Consider the following 22,312-nt stretch of genomic DNA (forward strand, 5'->3'; position numbering starts at 1 on the left):
CGGGTGGGGCAACGGCCAGTACGAATACAACACCGCGCGCGCGGAGAACGCGTCGCTGGACGGCGAGGGCCACCTGGCGATCGTCGCGCGCCGTGAGCGCTACGGCAACAACGACTACACGTCCGCGCGCCTGACGACGAAGAACCGCTACAGCAAGGCCTACGGCCGCGTCGAGGCGCGCATCAAGCTGCCCACGGGCCGGGGCATCTGGCCTGCGTTCTGGCTGCTGGGCGCGGACGTGGACTCCGTCGGTTGGCCGGCCTGCGGCGAGATCGACATCATGGAGCACAAGGGGCAGATCCCCTCCGTCGTGAGCAGCGCGGTGCACGGGCCGGGCTACTCCGGTGGCTCGAACATCGGCCGCCAGCACGCCGTCTCCGGGCCGCCGCTCGCCGAGGACTTCCACATCTACGCGGTGGAGTGGGAGCCGGAGCTGCTGCGCTTCATCGTCGACGACACCGTCTTCTTCGAGGTGACGCCGAAGAGCCTGCCCGCCGGGCGGAAGTGGGTCTACGACCATCCGCACTTCATCATCCTGAACATCGCGGTGGGCGGCTCGTTCGTGGGGCCGCCGGACTCCAAGACGGTGTTCCCGCAGACGATGAAGGTGGACTACGTGCGCGTCTACGAAAGGGCCGCGCAGTGAGGTTCGCCCGCGCGCTCCTGCCGCTGGCGCTGCTGGTGGCGTGCTCGTCCGAGCCGCGCCCCCGGCCGCCGGGAGTGCTCTTCGTCTCCGTGGAGCAGCAGAGCGCGTGGGTGCGCAACTTCAACCCGCTGTTCGCGGGCGCCGGTGCGCGCTGGCCCACCCGGGCGGGCGTGTACGAGTGCATGGAGATCTTCAGCTCCGCGCAGGGCAAGTGGGTGCCCTGGCTCGCCACCGGCCACGCGTGGTCGGAGGACCAGCTCACGCTGCGCTTCAACGTGCGCGACGGCGTCCGCTGGTCCGACGGCAAGCCCTTCAGCGCGGACGACGTCGTCTTCACCTTCGGCCTGCTCAAGCAGCACCCGGCGCTGGACGCGGGCGGCGTGTGGCGCTTCCTCACGGACGTGAAGGCGGAAGGGAAGGGCACCGTCGCCTTCTCCTTCTCACGCGTGTACCTGCCGGGCTTCAGCGACCTGGCGCATCAGATCATCGTGCCCCAGCACGTCTGGAAGGACGTCGCGGACCCGGTGACGTTCACCAACCCGGAGCCGGTGGCGACCGGACCCTTCACCCAGGTGACGCTGTTCCGCAACCAGGTCTACGAGCTGGGCCGCAACCCGCACTACTGGCAGCCCGGCAAGCCCGCGGTGTCCGCGCTGCGCTTCCTCGCGTTCCCCACCAACGACCAGGCCAACATGGCGCTCGTGGAGGGGGAGGTGGACTGGGCGGGCAACTTCGTGCCGGCGGTGGACCGCACCTTCGTGGCGCGAGACCCCGCGCACCACGCGCGCTGGTTCCCGCTCTATGGCAGCACCGTCTTCCTCTACCCCAACACCACGCGCCCGCCGCTGGATGACGTGCGCGTGCGCAAGGCGTTGAGCATGGCGCTGGACCGCGACCGGTTGGTGGAGGTGGCCATGTACGGCTACACCCGCCCCGCGGACGCCACCGCCCTCAACGACGCGTACACCGGCTGGAGGGACGCGGAGGTCGCCAAGGACGCGTGGACGCGCTACGACCTGGCCGCGGCGAACAAGCTCCTGGACGAGGCGGGCCTCACTCGCGGCGCGGACGGCATGCGGCGCCTGAAGGACGGGCAGCCCTTCGCGCTGGACCTGGAGGTCGTGAGCGGGTGGTCGGACTGGGTGCGGGCGGGGCAGGTGGTGAGCCGCGACCTGCGCAAGCTGGGCATCGGCGTGACGCTCAAGACGTACGAGTTCGGCACCTGGTTCACGCGCCTGCAGAAGGGCGAGTTCCAGCTGGCCATCTCCTGGTCGCTGGACGGGCCCACGCCATACAACTTCTACAAGTGGCTCCTGTCGCCGCGCACGGTGCGGCCGGTGGGCGAGGTGGCCGCCGCCAACTGGCACCGCATGGGCGACGCGCAGGCGGATGAGCTGCTCGTGCGCTTCGAGCGCGCCGGCACGCCGGAGGAGCAGCACGCGCTGATGTCCCAGGTGCAGCAGCGCTTCTCCGCCACCGCGCCCGCCATCCCGCTGTTCCCCAACCCGTCCTGGGGCGAGTCCAACTCCTCGCGCTTCACGGGCTTCCCCACCGAGCAGAACCCCTACGCGCGGCTCGCACCGCACGCGGAGCCCGACAGCCTGCTGGTGCTGACGCAGCTTTCCCCGAGGGAGCGCTGACCATGGGCCGCTACATCCTCCGGCGAATGGGCTTCTACCTCATCGCCGCGTGGGCCTCGCTCACGCTCAACTTCGTGATTCCGCGCCTGGCCCCCGGCGATCCCGCCGCGGCCATGTTCGCGCGCTTCGAAGGCAAGGTGGCGCCGGAGGCCATGGGCGCGCTGAGGGCCGCCTTCGGCTTCACGGACGCGCCGCTCTACGCCCAGTACTTCACCTACCTGAAGCACCTGGTGCAGGGCGACCTGGGCATGTCCTACGCCTACTTCCCCGCGCGGGTGACGGAAGTGATTGGCACGGGCCTGATGTGGACGGTGGCCCTGGCTGGCGTGGCCGTCATCATCAGCTTCGTGGTGGGGTCCTTCCTGGGCGTGCTCGCCGCGTGGAACCGGGGCGGGTGGCTGGACTCGGGGCTGGCTCCGGCGCTCGCGTTCCTGGGGGCCTTTCCGTACTTCTGGCTGGCCATGCTGGCGCTGTACCTCTTTGGCTTCGTGCTGGGGTGGTTCCCGCTGCGCCACGCGTACGGGCACGACATGGAGCCCGGGCTGTCGTTCGCGTTCGCCGCGGACGTGGCCCGCCACGCGGTGCTGCCCGCGTCCTCCATCGTGGTGGCCACGCTGGGCGGGTGGATGCTGGGCATGCGCAACACGATGGTGGCCACGCTGGGCACGGACTCCATCCGGTTGGCGCACGCGCGCGGCCTGCCGCCCCGGCAGGTGATGCTGCGCTACGCGGCTCGCAACGCGCTCTTGCCCAACGTCACCAGCTTCGGCATGGCGGTGGGCTTCGTGCTGTCCGGTTCGCTGCTCACGGAGATCGTCTTCTCCTATCCGGGCACGGGCTACCTGCTCATCCTCGCCGTGCGCAACCAGGACTACCCGCTGATGCAGGGGCTCTTCCTGGTCATCACCCTGGCGGTGCTCGCGGCGAACTTCGCCGTGGACCTCATCTGCCTCTGGTTGGATCCGAGGACCCGCGCCCATGCGTGACTTCCCGCGAAGGCTCTCCCGCCACCGGAAGGCGGCGGTGGGCGGCAGCCTGCTCCTGTTCTTCCTGCTGCTCGCGGTGGTGGGGCCCTTCTTCGTGATGGACCCCACGGAGCTCGTGGGCCGGCCGCACCAGCCGCCCAACGCGGCGCACTGGTTCGGCACCACCGGCCAGGGACAGGACGTGCTCGCGCAGACGGTGGTGGGCGCGCGCCAGACGCTGGCGGTGGGCTTCGCGGTGGGCGCGCTCGTCACGCTGGTGGGCGCGCTGGTGGGCGTCACCTCGGGCTACCTGGGCCGCCGCGTGGATGACGTGCTGTCGCTCACCACCAACGTGTTCCTGGTGATTCCCGGCATGCCGCTGGCCATCGTGCTGGGCGCGTACCTGCCGTCCGGCCCGCTGCGCATGGTGGCGGTGCTGACCGTGGCGGGCTGGGCCTGGAACGCGCGTGTGTTCCGCGCGGAGTCGCTGGCCCTGCGCGGGCGCGACTTCGTGTCCGCGGCGGTGGTGACGGGGGAGAGCCACTCGCGCATCGTGTCGCGGGAGCTGTTGCCCAACATGGCGTCGCTGCTGGGCTCATCCTTCATTGGAAACACGCTCTATGCCGTGGGCGCGCAGGTGGGCCTGGAGTTCCTGGGCCTGGGCGACGTGAGCGTGGTGACGTGGGGCACCAATCTCTACTGGGCCGGCAACGACGCGGCGCTGCTCACGCGCTCCTGGTGGATCTTCGTCCCCACGGGCCTGTGCATCGCGCTCGTGGGCTTCGCGCTCACGCTGGTCAGCTCCGCCATCGACGAGATGACCAACCCCGCGCTGCGCGTGCACAAACCGGCGGCGCTGCCCGCGAGCACTCCCGCCCGTGCGCACCTGGAGCGGCCGGTGCCGGGCGTGCTCCTGCGCGTTCAGGACCTGTGCATCGACTACGCGACGGAGAAGGGCGCTTCCCGCGTGGTGGACTCGGTGTCGTTCGACGTGGCGCCGGGCGAGGTGTTCGGCCTGGCGGGTGAGTCCGGCAGCGGCAAGTCCACCATCGGCTCCGCGCTGCTGGGGCTCCTGCCTGCCTCCGCGCGCGTCGCGCAGGGGCGCATCCTCTTCAACGGCATGGACGTCACCGCGCTGGAGGGCCCGGCCCTGCGCGCGTTCCGCTGGCGCCAGGTGTCCATGGTGTTCCAGAGCGCCATGAGCGCGCTCAACCCGGTGCTCACGCTGGGTGAGCAGTTCCACGACACGCTCGCGGCGCACGGCCGCGTGTCACGCGCCACGTCCTACGCCCGCGCGCGGGAGCTGTTGGGCATGGTGGGCCTGTCACCGGACCTGGTGACGGCGTGGCCGCACCAGCTCTCCGGCGGCATGCGGCAGCGCGTGGGCATCGCGCTGGCGCTGGCCCTGGAGCCCCGGCTGATCATCATGGACGAGCCCACCACGGCGCTGGACGTCGTGGTGCAGAAGGAGCTGCTCCAGCGCATGGTGGAGCTCAAGCAGCGGCTGGGCTTCGCCATGCTCTTCATCACGCATGACCTGCCGCTGCTGCTCGCGCTGTCGGATCGCGTGGGTGTGCTCCAGGGCGGCAAGCTGGTGGAGGTGGACACGTCCGCCAACCTGCGCGCCGGGGCCCGCCACCCGTACACGCAGCTGTTGCTGTCCTCGTTCCCGCACCTGTCCGCGAAGGACGCCGCGCCGCCGCCGGTCCAGCAGGCGCAGGAGCTGTCCGTGTCCCGGCCGTCCACGCGCGTCGCCGCCATCCCCGGAGGTCACCGATGAGCGCGCCCCTCCTGGAGGCGGAAGGCCTCACCCGCAGCTACCTGGCGGGCGGCTTCTTCTCCCGCGAGCGCAAGCCCATCCTCAAGGGCGTGTCCTTCTCCCTCCAGCCGGGGGAGATCGTCGCGCTGGTGGGCGAGTCCGGCAGCGGCAAGTCCACGCTGGCGCGGCTCCTGGCCCGGCTGGACATGCCGGATGCGGGCCAGCTGCGGCTCGCGGGGCGCGACGTGCTGGCGGACGGCAGCGCGCAGGCGTCGCTGGACTACCGCGGCCGGGTGCAGATGGTGTTCCAGGATCCGTTCGCGTCCCTCAACCCCGTGCACACGGTGGCGTACCACCTGGAGCGGCCGCTCGTGCGCCACGGCCGGGTGCCGAAGTCGGGCCTGCGCACGCGGGTGCTGTCGCTGCTGGAGTCCGTGGGCCTGACGCCCGCGGAGGCCTTCGCGAAGCGCTACCCGCATGAGCTGTCCGGCGGCCAGCGCCAGCGCGTGGCGGTGGCGCGCGCCCTGGCGGTGGAGCCGCAGGTCATCATCGCGGACGAGCCCACGTCCATGCTGGACGTGTCCACGCGCAAGGGCGTGCTCCAACTGCTTCGCGGCCTCACGCAGGAGCGCGGCATCGGCATCCTGTTCATCACCCACGACCTGGCGAGCGCGCGCCACCTGGCCGACCGCATCCTCGTGCTCTACGCGGGCACGGTGGTGGAGGCGGGCAGGGCGGACGAGGTGCTGCGCCAGCCGCGCCACCCGTACACGAAGCTGCTGCTGTCCGCGGTGCCGGATGGAGACGACTTCCTCCAGGCCGCGCTGCCGGTGCGCCCCACCACGCAGCCGCCGCCGCTCGTGGGCTGTCCCTTCGCTCCGCGCTGCCCGGTGTCCGAGCCGCGCTGCTCCACCCTCACGCCTCCCGACGTCCTGCCGGCCGCGAATCACCTCGTCCGCTGCCACCTTGAAGTTCCGAAAGGAGTTACCGCCGATGCGTCAGTTTCCTCCTGACTTCCTCTGGGGAGTGGCCACCTCCGCGTATCAGATCGAGGGCGCCACCCGCGTGGACGGCCGGGGCGAGTCCATCTGGGACCGCTTCGCCGCCACCCCGGGGAAGATCCAAGACAAGTCCGACGGCTCGGTGGCCTGTGAGCACTACCGCCGCTGGCCGGAGGACATCGAACTGATGCGCTGGATGGGGCTGAAGTCCTACCGCTTCTCCATCGCGTGGCCGCGCATCCTCCCGGAGGGCCGCGGCCGGGTGAACGCGGCGGGCGTGGACTTCTACTCGCGCCTGGTCGACTCGCTGCTGGGCGCGGGCATCGAGCCCTTCGTCACGCTCTACCACTGGGACCTGCCGCAGGTGCTGGAGGACCAGGGCGGCTGGCCCGCGCGCGCCACCGGTGACGCCTTCGTGGAGTACGCGGACGTCATCAGCCGCGCCCTGGGCGACCGCGTGAATCGGTGGATCACCCACAACGAGCCCTGGTGCATCAGCTACCTGGGCTACGGCAACGGCGAGCACGCCCCGGGCCACAAGGACTGGTCGAAGATGCTGGCCGCGGCGCACACGCTGCTCGTGTCGCACGGCAACGCGGTGAAGGTGCTGCGCGCCAACGTGAAGGGCGCGGAGGTGGGCATCACCCTCAACCTCACGCCGGGCGAGCCCGCGTCGCCCAGCCCGGAGGACGCGGACGCGACGCGCGACTTCGACGGCGGCTTCAACCGCTGGTTCCTCGATCCGCTCTACGGCCGGGGCTACCCGCAGGACGTGATTGAAGACCACGTGAAGGCGGGCCGCATCGCGTCCCCGCACCTGGACTTCATCCAGCCCGGCGACCTGGAGACCATCGCCGCGCCCACCGACTTCCTGGGCGTGAACTTCTATTCGCGCGCCGTCCTGCGCAGCAACCGCATCCCGGAAGAGCAGAACGCGCCGCGCACCGTGTTCGTGCGCCCGGACAAGACGGACATGGACTGGGAGGTCTGCCCGGCCTCCCTCACGCGCCTGCTGGTGCACCTGGAAACGGAATACAAGCCGGGCCCCCTCTACATCACGGAGAACGGCTGCGCGTACTCCACCGCCCCCAGCGCGGACGGCCGCGTGCACGACGTGCAGCGAGTGGAGTACCTGCGCGGGCACCTGGCGGCGTGCGGTGACGCCATCGCGCAGGGCGTGAAGCTGGCCGGTTACTTCGCGTGGTCGCTGCTGGACAACTTCGAGTGGGCCTACGGGTACACCAAGCGCTTCGGCCTGGTGTGGGTGGACTACGCCACCCAGCAGCGCATCCCGAAGGACAGCGCCCATCTCTATCGCGACGTCGTGGCCCAGAACGGCCTGGACGTGGAGCAGGCCGCTTGAAAAGGCTCTTCCTGACGACGTGTCTGGCGTTGTGCGGCGGCACCCAGGCCTGGGCCCAGGTGTCCGGAGCGGGCTCGCCCCTCCAGTCCCCGCCCGCCGCGCAGCCTCCCTCCGCTGGCCCCGTGGACGCCGCCGCGCCCGTGCCGGGGCAGGCGACGCCCGAGCCGCAGGCCCCCGCGGCTCCGGTCGCGCCCGCGGACGCCCCCCTCGCTCCGGTGGCTCCGGCAGTCCAGGCCGCCGCGCCTTCGGACGCGAAGCGCACGACGGTGACGCGGGTCATCCACGACGAGCGTGGCTTCAAGCTCCAGGTGGACGGGAGGGACTTCCCCGTCCACGGCGTGAACTGGGGCTACACGCCCATCGGTGAGAACTACCGGTACTCGCTCTGGACGCAGCCGGAGGACTTCATCAAGCAGGTGCTGGCGAAAGAGATGGGGATGCTCCGCGACGCGGGCTTCAACGCCATCCGCCAGTTCGACGACATCCCGCCCGTCTGGGTCGAGTACATCTACCGGAACTACGGCATCTACACGCTGCTCAACCCGCTGATGGGACGCTATGGCCACCCGGTGAACGGGGTCATGGTCGTCAACATCGACTACTCGAACCCGGAGCACCGCAAGGCCATCCTCGGCGCGTTGGCCGAGAAGGTGGAGATCTACCGGGACGTGCCCGGCGTGCTCATGTGGCTCCTGGGCAACGAGAACAACTACGGCCTGCACTGGACGTCGTTCGAGATCGAAGCCCTGCCGGGCCAGGAGGACGCCGCCCGCGCGGAGTCGCTCTACACGCTCTACGGTGAGGCGGCCCGCACGGTGAAGAAGCGGGACACGAACCACCCCGTATCCATCGCCAACGGCGACCTCCAGTACATCGACCTCATCGCCAAGCACTGCCAGGACCTGGATGTGCTGGGCACGAACGTCTACCGCGGCCCCACCGCGCGCGACATGTTCGCGGAGGTGAAGGCCAAGCTCAACAAGCCGGTGTTCTTCAGCGAGTTCGGCGCGGACGCCTACGACGCGAAGGCGGGCCGCGAGGACCACGTGGCGCAGGCGGAGTACCTGCGCACGCAGTGGGAGCAGATCTACCTGGAGGGCTACGGCCAGGGCATGTCCGGCACGGCCATTGGCGGCTTCGTGTTCCAGTGGGTGGACGGCTGGTGGAAGCACGGCCAGGAATCCAACCTGTCCATCCACGACACCACCGCGACGTGGCCCAACGGCGGCTACGCGGCCGACTTCGTCCCCGGCCAGAACAACATGAACGAGGAGTGGTTCGGCATCGCGGCCCTGGGCCCGCCGGACTCCAACGGCATCAGCGGCATCCAGCCGCGCACGGCCTACTACGTGCTCCAGGCCGTGTTCCGCCTGGACCCGTACGCGCAGACCACCAACCCGGACGTCATCCGCGACTACTTCTCCGGCATCCGTCCGTCAGCGCTCACCAGCGGCTACACCTCGTCGGTGGCGCTGGCTCGCACGGAGGAGCTCAGCGCGGTGCGGGTGTCCAACCTGCGGCTGCTGCTGGACAGCTCGTTGTCGCGCGGAAGCATCGCGACGGTGCGGCCCAACCAGAACTCCGCGGACCACACCGAATCCATCTTCTTCGACCTGGCGATGCAGCCGGCCAGCGGCGTCTACGGCCGCGCGTCGTTCAACGTCGTGGGCAACGTGGCGCAGAACCGGCTCAACAACCTGTTCTACGAGAACCGCGGCACGCCCGCCACGCCCACCGCGGGAGACATCCCCGTGGGCCCCGGAGCGCCCGCGCGCGAGCAGTCACCGTTGGATCGCTTCGCCCTGTACCAGGCGGAGTTCAAGTTCGACCGCTCGGACTTCGCGCTGGAAGGCTACTACCGCACCGGTCACTACCACTGGGGCGAGGAGGGTGACTTCTTCAACCTCTACCGCGAGGCGAACTACGGGCCGAACCTGGACATCTACCACGGCAATGCGCCCTTCGGCGTGGTGTTCAGCGGCAAGAAGGCCATGGACGGGCTGAAGGTCGCCGTCGGGCCGGAGCTGTACTGGGGCGCCAACCCCTCCGTGGTGGCGAAGTACCGCAACAACGTGGGTCCGGTGAACGTGACGCTGGTGCACCAGGAGGACCTGGCGCAGGGCTCGTCGTCCTCCACCGCCTCCGTGGTGCGCGAGCGCATCGCGCGCAGGACGGCGCTCAACTTCCAGTACGCCACCGGCAAGCTGGTGCTGGACGTGGGCGGCCTGCTCTCCGCGCCCCAGCGCATTGGCGAGACGTTCACCTATACGCGCGCCGCTCCGGAAGGCGGCCCCAGCTACCTCAACAGCGGCTACGACGTGCTCCAGGACAAGGTGCAGTTCCTGGACACGCTGGGCGCCAAGGCGCGGCTCACCTACGACATGGGGGCGGTGCGCTGGCTGGTGCAGTCCTCCTTCCGCGGCCTGGTCGCGGACAGTGGACCGGAGCAGGGCAACATCATCACCGGCTGGAGCCTGCGCGAGAGCGGCCGCGGCAACCACTACGCGGGCCAGCTGGGCGCGGCGGTGCAGTTCGGCTCCATCCAGGTGTCGCCCAACATCCTGTACCAGCGGCCCCTCATCGGGCCGAACCCCACCATCCCGGACGCGTACGACCCGGGCACCGGCATGTACTACTCGGGCGTGCGGCCGCGCAGCGTGCTGGTGGACTCCTTCAGCGTGCTGGACAACCGCGAGACGCTGGGCGGCGAGCTGCTCATCACCTTCGACCCGACGCCGGGCACCTGGTTCTGGTCGTGGGACCGCGACATGCGCGAGGACGCGCCGTTCGCCGCGGGCCTGGACATCGTCTACCGGCACCAGCCGACGTCGCGCGACGCGGGCATCGCCATCCTCGCGGACGGCAGCACCATCGCCTTCGGCAGCGCGCCGGTGGCCCGCGATGAGTGGGAGACGTCCCTGCGCCTGGTGGGCAACCCCACGCAGCGTCTGCGCCTGTACGGCACGGCCTACGTGGGCAGCCAGCAGTCCTCCGGTGAGGACAGCCGGCAGATCCACCGCTTCGGCCTGGACGGCTCCGCGCTCTTCGACACGCTGCTGTTCGCGGCCCAGCTGCGCTTCAACGACTGGGGCCCGTACGACTACCACCGCGTCTTCAACCTCACCTACCCGGTGCAGGTGGGCGGGGACCTGTCCTACGGCTTGAAGAAGCCGGTGCTGGGCGCGGTGACCACGCGCTTCGGTCTGCGCGGACTGGTGCGAATGCTGAACGAGTACTCGGAAGGCCTCAACGATCGGGGCATCACCGAGGGCCTGAACGGTCGCGAGTACGAGGTGGGCGCGTATGCCATCCTTTCTCTCTGAGGGAACACGCATCATGAGGACTGGTTTCCTGCTGGCCGCCGTGGCCGCGCTGTCCGGCTGCTACGACGACCCGACCATCATCTACGGCAAGCCCCTGGACGGGATGACCTTCACGGTCACCGACCCGGCCATGGGCATCTACCCGAACACCTCCGTGCTGGATGACCCGAACAACCCCTTCGCGATGGCGGGGGTGGGCACGGAGACGAAGTGGCAGATCCAGTCCGGCGGGGACCCGGTGGCGGGCTACTACGCTTGGGCCACGGTGCTCGCGAACGGGCCGTATGGCGAAGCGCAGTACTACGTGGCCCTCAACCTGGCGGCCATCTACCAGCGGGGCCGGGCGGACCAGGGCAGCCTGGCGCAGACGCGCGAGATGGCGGTGAAGGCCTACCAGTCCGTGCTCGACTACTTCCCTGACGCGGTGACGTACGACGCGTCCGGCACGGTGGCCTACGACCTGGTGACGCCCGCGTACAAGGGCGTCGTCGAACTGGGCGGCACCGTGGCGGGCGGCTGGGTGATGGTGAAGACCTCCAGTGGTGCGGACCGGGCGGTGAAGCCATGAAGAAGCCAGTGTGGGGACTGTTGCTGCTGCTCGCCGCCTGCCGCCCGGATCCGGGCCCGGCGGACTACTCCGGCCAGGAGCTGCCGGGCAACCAGAACCCCGACGGCGGGACGCAGCCCGCGGACCTGCTGCCGGGGCCGTTCCCCTACGAGGCCGGCAAGGCCCGCCTGATGGTGGGCATCTTCTACGAGACGGGCCGCTCGCAGGAGATCATCCTCGATAACATCGACTCCAACTTCTACCTCTACGAGAACACCGTCTACGTGGAGTCCGACCCGGACCACGTCGAAGGCAAGTCCGCGGACCGCATCGTCCAGAACGGCAAGCCGTGGATGGGCTTCGGCGTGCACTGGAAGCAGACGCACAACTTCGATGCCTGGAAGACGCTCCACGTCAGCATGAAGTCGTCCGACGCAGCCTTCGCCAACGTGAAGATCGGCATGACCAGCGGCACGGGCACCGCCGAGAAGGGCGCTCCGCTCGCCGTCACCCAATACGGCTGGGCGAACGACGGTGAGTGGCACCACCTGGCCATCCCCGTGGCGGACTTCGTCGCGGCGGGCCTGAAGCTCAATGACGTGTCGTCGCCGTTCACCTTCGCGGCCGAAGGTGGAACGACCGGTCAGTCACTCCTGCTCGACAACCTGTACTTCACCGCGGACTAGGCAGGAACGCAGTGCCAGGAAGGGCGGGCCGGCTGTCTCCGTGTGACAGCCGGAACGCCCGAGCCTTGTCTTGACGCCGCCGTCACGCCCCCGCGTGCGGTGTCGTCAGGGCAGGGATGCGGTCGCTGTTCCTACCCAAGGAGTCATCCCCCAATGTCTGAATCCTTGCCGCAATTGTCAAGCAGGAGCGCAAGCCCATGTCTTCGCGAAGCACCGCGTGTCTGGTTATTACAAGCCTTCGCGGCGGTGCTCACGCTGGTGTCGTTCCTGGGCGCGTCCGACGCCCTGGCGCAGACGAACGTCGCGCTGAACAAGACCACCTATACCTCGTCCGCGGAGGCTCCATTCCTGGGCCAGTACGCGGTGGACGGCGACGGTGGCACCCGCTGGGCCAGCGGCTTCACGGCGAATGAATGGATCACCGTGGACCTGGGCCAGACGCGCACCCTCTCGCGCGTGGTGCTCACCTGGGAGGCGGCCTACGCCACGGTCTACAAGATCCAGGTCTCCACCAACAACACCACCTTCACCGACGCGCTGACGGTGAACACCGGCGATGGCGCGACGGACGACCTGTCCCTGCCGTCCGGCACCACGGGCCGCTACGTCCGCATGCAGGGCGTCACCCGCGCGCTGCCCGCGTATGGCTATTCGCTGTGGGAGTTCGCTGTCTATGAGACGGGCGGAACGCCGCCTCCCACCAACACGGACCTGGCGCGCAACCGTCCGGCCACCGCGTCCAGCGTGGAGGCGGATGCGGCGGGGCTCCAGCCGGGCTTCGCGTTCGACGGCGACGTCAACACGCGCTGGGCCTCCGCGCAGGGCGTGGACCCGCAGTGGATCCGCGTGGACCTGGGTTCTTCCCAGGTGGTGGGCAAGGTGGTGCTGGACTGGGAGGGCGCGTACGGCAAGACGTACACGATTGACGGCTCCAACAACGACGCCAGCTGGACCACGCTCAACACGGTGACCAACGGCGCCATCGGCCGCCGGGAGATTCCGGTCTCCGGCACGTACCGCTACATCCGCATGCGCGGCACGGAGCGCGGCACGGGCTATGGCTATTCGCTGTGGTCCTTCGAGGTCTACCAGAACGGGGGCACGACGCCGCCGCCCACGCAGACCACGAACCAGACCATCAAGCTGAACTTCCCGGAGCTGGCGTACGCGAAGATCAACGTGTCGCCCGCGCCGCTGTCGGTGACGCCGGTGCCGGAGGAGGGCAACACCACGCCGTCCGTGCGCAACCCGCCCGGGCCCTTCACCTACCAGCTCACGTTCCCGCCCAACACGACGGTGACGCTGTCGAAGAACCAGTTCTCTCCCACGCAGCCCAACACGGACATCCGGCTGGCGGTGGTGGACTACAACGGCGTGCAGCAGCGCGCGCAGTCCGTCACGGCGCTGGCGGTGCAGGGCGCGGATTGGAACGTCGAAATCTTCTCCACGGGCAATGGCCCCACGGACCCTCGCGACCCCACCATCATCCCGGACCCGTACGTGGCGCCCGCGCCGCTGCCGGTGGCCGGGGCGTTCCGGCTGGCCGCGCCGGCCAACAACGCGATGATCACCGCGACCCGCCGTCCCACGCTGTCGTGGGCCACCGTGACGGGCGCGACGAACTACAAGCTCTACGTCAACCTCACCCGCAACGACTACGACTGGATGGCGGCGGGCAACCTGCTGGACAGGTACACGCAGGTGGCGTCGCAGACGGGCACGTCCTTCACCTTCACGGAGGACCTGCCGGACCGCTGGACGTACAAGTGGTACGTCGTGGCCACGCTGTCGGGTGGCACCACGTCGCGCTCGGACATCGGCAACTTCAGCGTGTACCTGCCGGTGGTGGAGACGCAGGCGGACGGCGTCAACCTCATCAACGGCGTGCGCGACCTGAACAAGAACGGGACGATTGAGCCGTACGAGGACTGGCACAACCCCGTCTCCGTGCGCGTGAACGACCTGCTGGGCCGCATGACGCTGCGCGAGAAGGCGCTGCAGATGTTCTACGACGCCAAGACGTACCCGGAAGCCGGCTTCCAGATGGGACCCCTGTCACCCACGGACATCCCCATGTTCCAGAAGGCGTCCGCTGCCACGCGCCTGGGCATCCCGCACATCGACGCGGGTGACACCATCCACGGCTACAAGACGAGCTGGCCCACGCAGCCGGCGCTGGCTGCCACGCGCGACCTGGACACCATCTTTGAGATGGGTGACATCCAGCGCCGCGAGCAGCTGGCCATTGGCAGCCGAGGCACGCTGTCGCCGCTGGCGGAGGTGAACACCAAGGTCCTGTATCCGCGCACCCAGGAGGGCAACGGCGAGGACGCGGACCTGGCGGCGGGCATCACCCGCGCGCTCATCGCGGGCCTCCAGGGCGGTCCTGAGGTGAACCCGAGCTCCATCTGGGTGACGACGAAGCACTGGCCGGGGCAGGGCGCTGGCGGTGAGGCGGGCATCACCTACGACGGCACCACCATCCACTACCACATGCGTCCGTGGCACGCGGCCATCGAGGCGGGCACCAGCGGCATCATGCCGGGCTACGCGGGCAGCTGGCTGCTGGGGCCGGAGGGCTACGGCGCGGGTGACAACCCGGGCATCCTCAACTACCTGCGCAACCAGCTGAAGTACGACGGCGTCATCTGCTCGGACTGGCTGCCGTCGGGTTCGTGGGTGCGCTCCGCCACGGCGGGCTCGGACGTGATGGGCGGCGCGACGCCGCAGGCCATGGCCAACTTCGAGAACGAGGTCCCGGTCGCGCGCATCAACGACTCCGTGCGCCGCATCCTGGACCTGAAGTTCCGCCTGGGCATCTTCGAGGACCCGTACAAGCAGGGCCCGGCCGGCACGTCCCAGTGGCACACCGCGGACAGCAAGGCGGCGGTGCGCCGCGCGGCGCAGGAGGCCATGACGCTGCTCAAGAACGACGGCGCGCTGCCCATCCGCCTGCCGGCGGGCGGCAGGCTGGTCATCGCGGGTCCGCGCGCGGACGACATGTCCTGCATGGTGACCTGGCGTTCGGACTTCCACGGCACCGAGTTCGGTGACCCGACCATCTACGCGGCGGTGAAGGCGCGCGCGGAGGCCTCGGGGCTCACGGTCTACAAGGACAACGCCCCCGCGGGCGTGACGCCGGACGCGGCCATCGTGGTGGTGGGTGAGAGCTACTTCACCCACGGCACGGAGTGGGACAAGGAAAAGCCGTACCTGCCGGGCGACCCGATTGGCCCTGCCCACGACGCGAAGTGGGGCGACCAGTACGGCATCATCAACAGCTTCAAGTCGCGGGGCATCCCCACGACGGTGGTGTTGATCAGCCCGCGTCCCTACGTGCTGACGAACGTGGTGCCCCTGTCCAACGCGCTGATGCTGGCGTACCGCCCCGGCGACATGGGCGGCTACGCGGTGGCGGACGTGCTGTTCGGTGACGTGCTGCCGCGCGGCAAGACGCCCTGGCAGCTGCCGCGCTCCATGAGCCAGATCGGCACGGACGTGGAGAACAACCAGCTGGAGAAGTGGGACCTGCCGTTCGACCTGGGCGCGACGGACGCGGAGCGCGCGGCCATCCGCCAGAAGATCGCGACGGGCCAGCCGGTGCCGCCCACGTACGGCAACCCGCTGTACCAGTACGGCGCGGGCATCCAGGGCTTCGGCCTGACGGACGCGACGCCGCCCGTGGCGTTCAACCTGCTGACGCCGTCGAACAACATGGTGATCACCGGCGCGCGTCCGGCGTTCACCTGGGCGGCGAGCAGCGATCCGCAGACGGGCATCCAGCGCTACGAGGTGTACCTGGATGGTGGCGCGATGCCGGTGGCCATCACCAAGACACCGTCGGCGGCGCTGGATGGGTTGAAGCTGGCGAACGGGACGCACACCTGGTTCGTGAAGGCGTTCAACTGGGCGAACGGCGTCACGCAGTCCGCGACGTTCACCTTCACGCTGAACGACACGACGCCGCCCGCGGCCTTCGCGGCGCTGTCGCCGTCGGCCGGGCAGTCGGTGCCGGGCACGTCCACGCGCTTCATCTGGGAGCAGACGACGGACATGGGCGCGGGCGTGGCGGAGTACGTCCTCATCGTGGACGGCGCGGACCGCGGGCCCCCCATCCTGCGCAGCACGCCGGTGCCGGCGGGCACGAACCTGGCGCGGGGCAAGAATGCCTACGCCACGTCCGTGGAGTTCGGCAGCGCGAACGACGCGGTGGACGGAAGCCTGGCGACGCGCTGGTCCAGCGTGGGCACGGCGACCACGGGCGACACGGAGGCCATCACCATCGACCTGGGGGCCATCTACTCGCTCAAGCGCATCGTGCTGAACTGGGAGGCCGCGTATGGCCGCCGCTACGTGCTGGAGGCGTCGCTGGACAACACGACCTGGACGGCGCTGAGGACGGTGGACACTGGCGACGGCGGCATCGACGACTGGACGGTGGCCGGCGTGGGCCGCTTCGTGCGCATGCGCGGCGTGCAGCGTGCGACGGCGTACGGCTACTCGCTGTGGGAGTTCGAGGTGTACGGCGTGGGCACGGAGCAGACGACGCTGAACGGTCTGTCCACGGGCTCGCACACGTGGCGCGTGCGTGCGGTGGATGGCGCGAACAACACCACGCTGTCCTCGGGGCCCATCACGTTCACGAAGTAGGGTGAGCGCTTGAGGTGAGGGAGGGGTGGCCTGAGTTACGGGCCGCCCCTCTTTCTTTTCAGGACGACCCGGGGGAGCGCCCTGGTCCGTATCCGTGTCGTGCTCCTGCCCTGGCTCAGACGCTTCGCGCTGCCGTGCTTGGTCCTGGGCGTGATGGGCTGCGAGTCCGGCGAGCCGCCCTTGGAACCGCCGGACGCGGGTGGGGCGCCGCTGGCGTCCAGGGTGGAGCGCTACGACTTCGTGTTCGACCTCACGACAGGGGAGGCATCGTCCCGGTTGTGGCTGGACGTGGAGGCGGGCGCGCGGGGCTGCGTGTCGTTTCCGGCTCGCGCGGAGGTGATGGACGCGCGGTGGGGCGGTGTGCCTCCCGAAAGCTTCCGCATGGCGGACGGTCGGCTGGAGGTCTGTGGCGTGGCTCCGGTGGAGGGGCCCTTGTGGCTCGACAGCCGGTTGCGTGTTCCGGAGGCCACGGTGCCTTACACGCAGGTGGGGTTCTCTCGGCGGTTGGATGCGCAGGGCCGTCCCTTCACGTATCTGCTGGGATGGCTGGAGTCCTGCGACCTCTTCGGTCCGTGTGACACGGCGCCCGGGCGGCTGGCGCACTTCACCTTCGACATCACGCACGCGCCCGGCGAGGTGGTGCTGTGTCCGGGGAGCCTGTCGCGGCGGGATGAAACACATACGCGCTGCGAGCTGCTGGGGACGCGGGCCCCCACGTACTCCGCCTTCATGGTCGCGTCGCATCCGGCGTGGGAGCGCACGCGGCTGGTGGACACGAACGCGGGGCGCGTGGATCTGTATGAGCCGCCAGGGGGACTGATCGGGCCGGCGATTGACGCGGGCGCGGTGGCGGAGTTCCTGGAGTGGATGACGGCGCGCTTCGGCCCGCTGCCCTATGGCCCCGAGCTGCGGGTGGCCAGCGGGCGCACGGACTGGCTGGGCATGGAGCACCCGGCCAACATCGTGCTGCGCGACGACCTGCCAGGGATTGGCGGGGTCTACGCCAACGTGACGTTGCACACGTTGATGCATGAAGTCGTGCACCAGTGGGCCGGAGACCGGACGACGCTGGCGAGCGCGGAGGACTACCCGTGGAAAGAGGCGGTAGCGGAGTACCTCACGTATGTCTTTGAAGACGAGCACCGAGGTGACGATGCCGCCGTGACGCTGGCGTACTGGGACCGGCTGGCCCGGACCGCGTCCTACCACCTGCGTCCACGAGACACGCCCGCGCCGCCCTTCCTGTCCTTCATCAATGACATCTACGGCACGGGCCCAATGATCCTCCTGGTGCAATTGGAGTCCCTGTTGGGACGGCCCCAGGTGCTGGCGGGGCTCCAGACGTTCCTGGCGGAGCCGGGAGTCCGGAGCATCGAGGACCTACGCCGGGCGCTCGAAGCCACTTCCGGCAAGAGCCTCCAGCGCTACTTCGACACCTGGGTGGACGGGGAAGGGGAGCCGGACTGGCCGTACTTCCAGGTGGAGTGGAGCCAGGAGGACGCGCTCACGTTGACCGTGACGCAGCGGACGGTGACGGGAAAGGTGTACCCCTGCGAGGTGGAGCTGGATCTCCAGGGCGATGCGCCGGAGGCGCGGCGGAGGGTCGCCGTCTCCTACGGCCTGGAGCCGGAGTCCGCGACGGCTCGGCTCACGGTGACGGGAGTGGATTGGGCGGTCCGCCAGGTCGCGGTGGATCCACGCAATCGATTGGTCAACCGCAGGAGCCTGGGGCAGGTGCGGGAGCCCGCGCCTCAAGCCTGGAGGTTGTGAGAACGAGAAAGCCCCTCGTGCCGGGAAGGCGCGAGGGGCCAGGAGCCACGAGGTGGAGCCGTGGACTACGGGGTGGGCGCGGCGACGGCGGGCGCGGCTGCGGCGGCTTCCTCGGCGGCCTTGGCCTCGGCGACCTTGCGAGCGGCTTCGGCCTCGGCGCGCTTGGTGGCTTCGGTCTGGGCGGCGGTCTTCATGCTGGCGAGGCCCTTCTCGAAGTCCTTGCCGATCATCTGATCCATGTCCATGAACAGGCACATCGCCTTGCTCACGAAGGTGTGCTCGCCGGCCATGGTCCAGGTGACGGTGGTGCCGTCGTTGGCGGGCTTGAACGAGAAGGTGGTGATGCTGCTGTCTTCGAAGGGCTTGATGAACTCCAGCTTGATGCGGACGGACGCGTCGGCGGTGGCCTCCAGGATGGTCATGCGGCCCTCGCCCACGTCGTTGTTGCCCACCCACCCATAGGTGGCGCCAACGCCCGACTCCGCGCCGCCGAAGGTCTTCTTCATGTTCGGGTCGAGGTTGTCCCAGGGAGACCACTGGTTCCACTGGTGGAAGTCATTGACCAGACCGAACGCGACGTCGGGTGCACCCGGCACCGTGGCGGTGCGCGTGACGGTGTAGGTATCGGGGCGGGTGGTGATGAAGCCGGCGAGCAGCGCGAGCACGGCGACAACGCCAATGGCAATCTTCTTGAACATGAAGTTCCTCGAAAAGGGTCCCCTGGACGGGGAGGCCGCGTCTTAGGCCGTCCGTTCGGCCCGGCTCAAGCCCCCCAGCGCGCAGCCCACCATGACGCAGCGTGCGGAGCGGGTCATCGCGGCCTCTTCGTTCGAAACTGCTTCAAGGCTCACTCTTGAGCGGCTATGCGCCATTTCGGATTCGCACCATGCTCACGCCTTCCCTGACGCTGACCCCTGACACCGTGAAGCATCTGTCCCTGCTGCGGACGCTGGGGGAGCCGGAGCTGTCGCAGTACTCGCGGTGGCAGTGGCTGGCGTGGGATGCGTCGTCGCGCTTCCTGCTGTCCGTCCAGAAGCAGGGTGGGACGCCGTTGCGCTGGTGGGACCTGCACTCGGAAGCGGCGACTCCGCTCTTCACGCTCTCCGTTTCCCGCTGCGTGGCCGCGTGGTTCCTCCCTGGCTCCCAGCGCATCCTGTCCGTGACCGCGCGCGGCACCCTCCAGACCTGGTCCGTCACGGACGGCACGCTGTTGTCCTCGGTGGAGACCGGCGGGTCCGTCGCCAGCGCGTGCCTGTCGTCGGACGGAACGCGCCTGCTGCTCACGTCCGGCCAGGGCCGGGTCCTGCTCTGGGACCTGGAGCGCGGCTGGCTCGTGTGGCGGCTGGAGGACCCCGCGTTCCTCTATGGCTGCGCGCTGTCGGCGGATGGCCGGTTCGCGGCCGTGGGTGCCGCAGAGGAGCAGGCCGGTGCCGCGACACGCGCTTCCGTTCGCCTCTGGGATGCGAGGACCGGCAAGGTCGTGGGGGCCCGCACGCTCGATGCCCAGCTGACCTGGAACGTGGCGTTCACTCCGTCTGGAGAAGGGCTGGTCGCTGCCAACTCCGGTGGCAAGTTGCTGTTCCTGGGCCTCCCCGGACTGGAAACCGTTCGGAGCATCGCGGGCCCGGCCTCCGGTGCGATGCAGGTCGAGTTCAGCCCCGAGGGTTCCCTGCTGGCCGCCAGCGCGGACACGAGCGCGTTCGTGGTCATCGACGTCCATGCCGGCCAGCGCGTCTTCGCCTATTCGGACCTGGATGACATGCAGGGCAGCACCGCGAACTTCTCTCCCGACGGGCGCTTCGTGTGCTGGGGCATGGATGACGGCAAGGTGGGCATCTGGGGCGTGAAGCCCAGGCCTGGCGCGGCTCGGGATGTCCGGAATTGATGGTAGCTTGCGCGGCATGCGCCCCATCGCCCCCTGGCTTGCCCTGGCATTGCTGACAGCCTTCCGCGTCCATGCCCAACCCGTCGAGACGGCTCGTGACCTCGAGGTCCAGGAAGGCTGGGTGACCTTCGCAACGGCCAGCGACGCGACCCGGATGGGCTGGGTTCCGGATGGCTCTGGCCGCCTGTTCGTGGCGACGATGTCTGGAAAAGTCCTCGTCGTGAAGAACGGCGTCGTGCAGCCGACCCCCTTCATCTCCGAGTCCTTCACCCAGGGGCACGAGCAGCAAGGCCTCCTGGGCATGACCTTCGATCCGAACTTCGCGAGCAACCGCTACGTCTATTTCTTCGCGGCGATGCCGGGCTTCACGTTGCAGATCTTCCGGTACACCGACTCCGGCGGCGTCGGCGTGAATCGCACCGTCATCGTGGGCGGGCTCCCGGCGGGAGTGCTCGACTATGACGGCGGAGGGCTCACCTTCGGTCCGGATGGAATGCTGTACTTCGGGGTGGGGACGCTCCAGGGCATCCGGAGCGCGGACGTCCTGACGAACGCGGCGGGAAAGATCCACCGCGTGCGCCCGGATGGCACCGTGCCCACCGACAATCCCTTCCACGACGGGGCGGGCCCCAACGTGGACAGCATCTGGGCCCGGGGCTTCCACAACCTCTACGGGCTGGTCTTCCAGCCGGGAACCGGGCGCTTGTGGGCCAATGTCTCAGGCCCTGGGGCCAATCAAATCTTCAGTGTCAGCGCGGGAAACCATGGGGGTTGGCCCGACTATGAGAACAACCAGCCCGCGGGATACCTGGCGCCGGTGTACTCATACCTGCCCGGTGTCAACGATGAAGCCACGTTCACGGCGACAGGCGCGGTGCGGCAGAACGGCGTCGCGACCTACACGCTGGTCGGCGGCTATTACAATTCATCCTGGTATCGCAAGGGGACGCTGGTCTCGATCTTCGATGTCGCGAACCCCAGCTTCAACGGCGAGTTCTACATCAAGGGTCATCCCTCCTCGCAGTCGTTCACCGTGGACCAGCCGGAGCCGGACGCGGTGAGTAGCGGCGGCTATCTCAAGCGATGGCCGGAGGGCGAGTTCGCGATGGGAGGCATGTTCTACAAGGGGACGCGCTTCCCCCAGAGCTACTCCGGCAATTACCTGTTCACGGACTACCGCGGGATGCTTCACCGGATGCAGTTCGCGGCGGATGGCTCCGTGGCCAGGGAACACATCATCATGAATCATGAGACGGGCGGCGGCTTCGTTGACGTGAACGAGGGGCCGGACGGGGCGCTGTATGTCCTCAGCCACCACGGGGGGGTCCATCGGGTCACCCCGGTGCCGGGAACCCAGGCCCTGAGCGTGTCTCCCTTGAACCTCGTCGTCCCGGAGGACGGAACCCAGACGGTCACGGTGTCCCTGGCGATGCCTCCGCTGGTGGACGTCTGGGTCAAGGTGGTGCTGCAAGGGGGCGAGGGTGACCTGATCTTGGTGGAGGGTGGCTCGCTTCGGTTCACGCGAGAGAACTGGAGCGTTCCTCAGTTCGTGACGGTGCGCGCGGCGCAGGACGCGGATGCGCAGGTCGAACACGCGTCCCTCACGTTCACGCCGACCCAGGACATCCCCGTGGTGACCGTCCAGGCCCGCACGGTGGACGACGACCTGCCGCAGGGGCCCGGCGACGGCGGCGTGGCAGGCGACGCGGGTGTGGACGCCGGGACCGGAGTGGACGCCGGCACCCAGGTGGACGCCGGGACCCGTGCGGACGCAGGCACCGGGGTGGACGCCGGCACCCAGGTGGACGCAGGGACCCGCGCGGACGCGGGCACCGGAGTGGACGCCGGTACCCAGGTGGACGCAGGGACCCGTGCGGACGCGGGGACCGGGGTGGACGCGGGCTCCGCGAAGGACGGCGGCACGGTGACGGGCCCCCAGGAGGATGAATCCGGCGGGTGCAGTGCCGGCGCCACCGCGCTTCCAGGCGTCCTGGCGTGGTGGCTGCTCGCGGGAGTCGTGTGGAGGCCCCGCCGCGCCCGGCGGAGCTGAAGCGGAACTGGAGGGAAAAGACTGACG

At 69.3% G+C, this 22,312-nt stretch carries 14 protein-coding genes; 13 read left to right on the top strand and 1 reads right to left on the bottom strand.

The genetic code is table 11. The features are described 5' to 3' along the window. The 11 genes from D7Y21_RS26600 to D7Y21_RS26650 all read left to right on the top strand — a co-directional run. Nucleotides 1–646, top strand: a 646-nt coding sequence (locus D7Y21_RS26600) for a glycoside hydrolase family 16 protein (RefSeq protein ID WP_147469383.1), incomplete at its 5' end; no start/stop codon positions are given. Next, on the top strand, nucleotides 643–2,286 hold the full coding sequence (locus tag D7Y21_RS26605; RefSeq protein WP_121716506.1) for an ABC transporter substrate-binding protein: 1,644 nt from the start codon (nucleotides 643–645) through the stop codon (nucleotides 2,284–2,286). The genes D7Y21_RS26600 and D7Y21_RS26605, both read left to right, overlap by 4 nt. 2 nt (nucleotides 2,287–2,288) lie before the next feature. Beyond that, nucleotides 2,289–3,272, top strand: coding sequence for an ABC transporter permease (locus D7Y21_RS26610; RefSeq protein ID WP_120563081.1), 984 nt, complete (start codon nucleotides 2,289–2,291; stop codon nucleotides 3,270–3,272). Continuing rightward, nucleotides 3,265–5,031 carry a dipeptide/oligopeptide/nickel ABC transporter permease/ATP-binding protein gene (locus D7Y21_RS26615; protein WP_120563082.1) on the top strand — a complete coding sequence of 589 codons (1,767 nt, stop codon included), beginning with the start codon at nucleotides 3,265–3,267 and terminating at the stop codon, nucleotides 5,029–5,031. Before D7Y21_RS26610 ends, D7Y21_RS26615 begins: the two co-directional genes overlap by 8 nt. Continuing rightward, nucleotides 5,028–6,023, top strand: coding sequence for an ABC transporter ATP-binding protein (locus D7Y21_RS26620; RefSeq protein WP_120563083.1), 996 nt, complete (start codon nucleotides 5,028–5,030; stop codon nucleotides 6,021–6,023). Before D7Y21_RS26615 ends, D7Y21_RS26620 begins: the two co-directional genes overlap by 4 nt. Then, the gene (locus tag D7Y21_RS26625) at nucleotides 6,004–7,374 is read left to right on the top strand and encodes a GH1 family beta-glucosidase (RefSeq protein ID WP_120563084.1); all 1,371 of its coding nucleotides are present in this window, start codon (nucleotides 6,004–6,006) and stop codon (nucleotides 7,372–7,374) included. The genes D7Y21_RS26620 and D7Y21_RS26625 overlap by 20 nt, the downstream gene beginning before the upstream one ends. Then, nucleotides 7,371–10,697: a glycoside hydrolase family 2 TIM barrel-domain containing protein gene (locus D7Y21_RS26630; RefSeq protein ID WP_121716507.1), complete on the top strand. Its 3,327-nt coding sequence runs from the start codon at nucleotides 7,371–7,373 to the stop codon at nucleotides 10,695–10,697. The genes D7Y21_RS26625 and D7Y21_RS26630 overlap by 4 nt, the downstream gene beginning before the upstream one ends. 13 nt (nucleotides 10,698–10,710) lie before the next feature. Next, on the top strand, nucleotides 10,711–11,265 hold the full coding sequence (locus tag D7Y21_RS26635; RefSeq protein WP_199724251.1) for a hypothetical protein: 555 nt from the start codon (nucleotides 10,711–10,713) through the stop codon (nucleotides 11,263–11,265). Then, on the top strand, nucleotides 11,262–11,930 hold the full coding sequence (locus D7Y21_RS26640) for a putative glycoside hydrolase (RefSeq protein ID WP_121716509.1): 669 nt from the start codon (nucleotides 11,262–11,264) through the stop codon (nucleotides 11,928–11,930). Before D7Y21_RS26635 ends, D7Y21_RS26640 begins: the two co-directional genes overlap by 4 nt. Before the next feature lie 153 nt (nucleotides 11,931–12,083). After that, nucleotides 12,084–16,580, top strand: coding sequence for a discoidin domain-containing protein (locus D7Y21_RS26645; RefSeq protein ID WP_121716511.1), 4,497 nt, complete (start codon nucleotides 12,084–12,086; stop codon nucleotides 16,578–16,580). Nucleotides 16,581–16,679: 99 nt separating this feature from the next. Continuing rightward, on the top strand, nucleotides 16,680–18,350 hold the full coding sequence (locus D7Y21_RS26650) for a M1 family aminopeptidase (protein WP_121716513.1): 1,671 nt from the start codon (nucleotides 16,680–16,682) through the stop codon (nucleotides 18,348–18,350). A gap of 65 nt (nucleotides 18,351–18,415) precedes the next feature. On the opposite strand, the gene D7Y21_RS26655 is transcribed toward D7Y21_RS26650, so the two are convergent. Beyond that, entirely contained in the window at nucleotides 18,416–19,048 is a 633-nt protein-coding gene (locus D7Y21_RS26655) for an SRPBCC family protein (protein WP_120563090.1), read from the bottom strand. A gap of 188 nt (nucleotides 19,049–19,236) precedes the next feature. On the opposite strand from D7Y21_RS26655, the gene D7Y21_RS26660 reads away from it, so the two are divergent. Beyond that, nucleotides 19,237–20,235, top strand: coding sequence for a WD40 repeat domain-containing protein (locus tag D7Y21_RS26660; RefSeq protein ID WP_121716515.1), 999 nt, complete (start codon nucleotides 19,237–19,239; stop codon nucleotides 20,233–20,235). Between the two features lie 121 nt (nucleotides 20,236–20,356). Then, nucleotides 20,357–22,285, top strand: coding sequence for a sorbosone dehydrogenase family protein (locus D7Y21_RS26665; protein ID WP_158627359.1), 1,929 nt, complete (start codon nucleotides 20,357–20,359; stop codon nucleotides 22,283–22,285). Nucleotides 22,286–22,312 lie beyond the last annotated feature (27 nt).

The sequence above is a fragment of the Corallococcus sp. AB045 genome (assembly GCF_003668895.1).
Lineage (GTDB): Bacteria > Myxococcota > Myxococcia > Myxococcales > Myxococcaceae > Corallococcus > Corallococcus coralloides.

Coding starts and splice junctions, on each gene's coding strand:
- D7Y21_RS26660 (WP_121716515.1), top strand. CDS start 19,237: ATGCTCACGCCTTCCCTGACGCTGACCCCTGACACCGTGAAGCATCTG.
- D7Y21_RS26640 (WP_121716509.1), top strand. CDS start 11,262: ATGAAGAAGCCAGTGTGGGGACTGTTGCTGCTGCTCGCCGCCTGCCGC.
- D7Y21_RS26620 (WP_120563083.1), top strand. CDS start 5,028: ATGAGCGCGCCCCTCCTGGAGGCGGAAGGCCTCACCCGCAGCTACCTG.
- D7Y21_RS26655 (WP_120563090.1), bottom strand. CDS start 19,048: ATGTTCAAGAAGATTGCCATTGGCGTTGTCGCCGTGCTCGCGCTGCTC.
- D7Y21_RS26625 (WP_120563084.1), top strand. CDS start 6,004: ATGCGTCAGTTTCCTCCTGACTTCCTCTGGGGAGTGGCCACCTCCGCG.
- D7Y21_RS26645 (WP_121716511.1), top strand. CDS start 12,084: ATGTCTGAATCCTTGCCGCAATTGTCAAGCAGGAGCGCAAGCCCATGT.
- D7Y21_RS26615 (WP_120563082.1), top strand. CDS start 3,265: ATGCGTGACTTCCCGCGAAGGCTCTCCCGCCACCGGAAGGCGGCGGTG.
- D7Y21_RS26635 (WP_199724251.1), top strand. CDS start 10,711: ATGAGGACTGGTTTCCTGCTGGCCGCCGTGGCCGCGCTGTCCGGCTGC.
- D7Y21_RS26610 (WP_120563081.1), top strand. CDS start 2,289: ATGGGCCGCTACATCCTCCGGCGAATGGGCTTCTACCTCATCGCCGCG.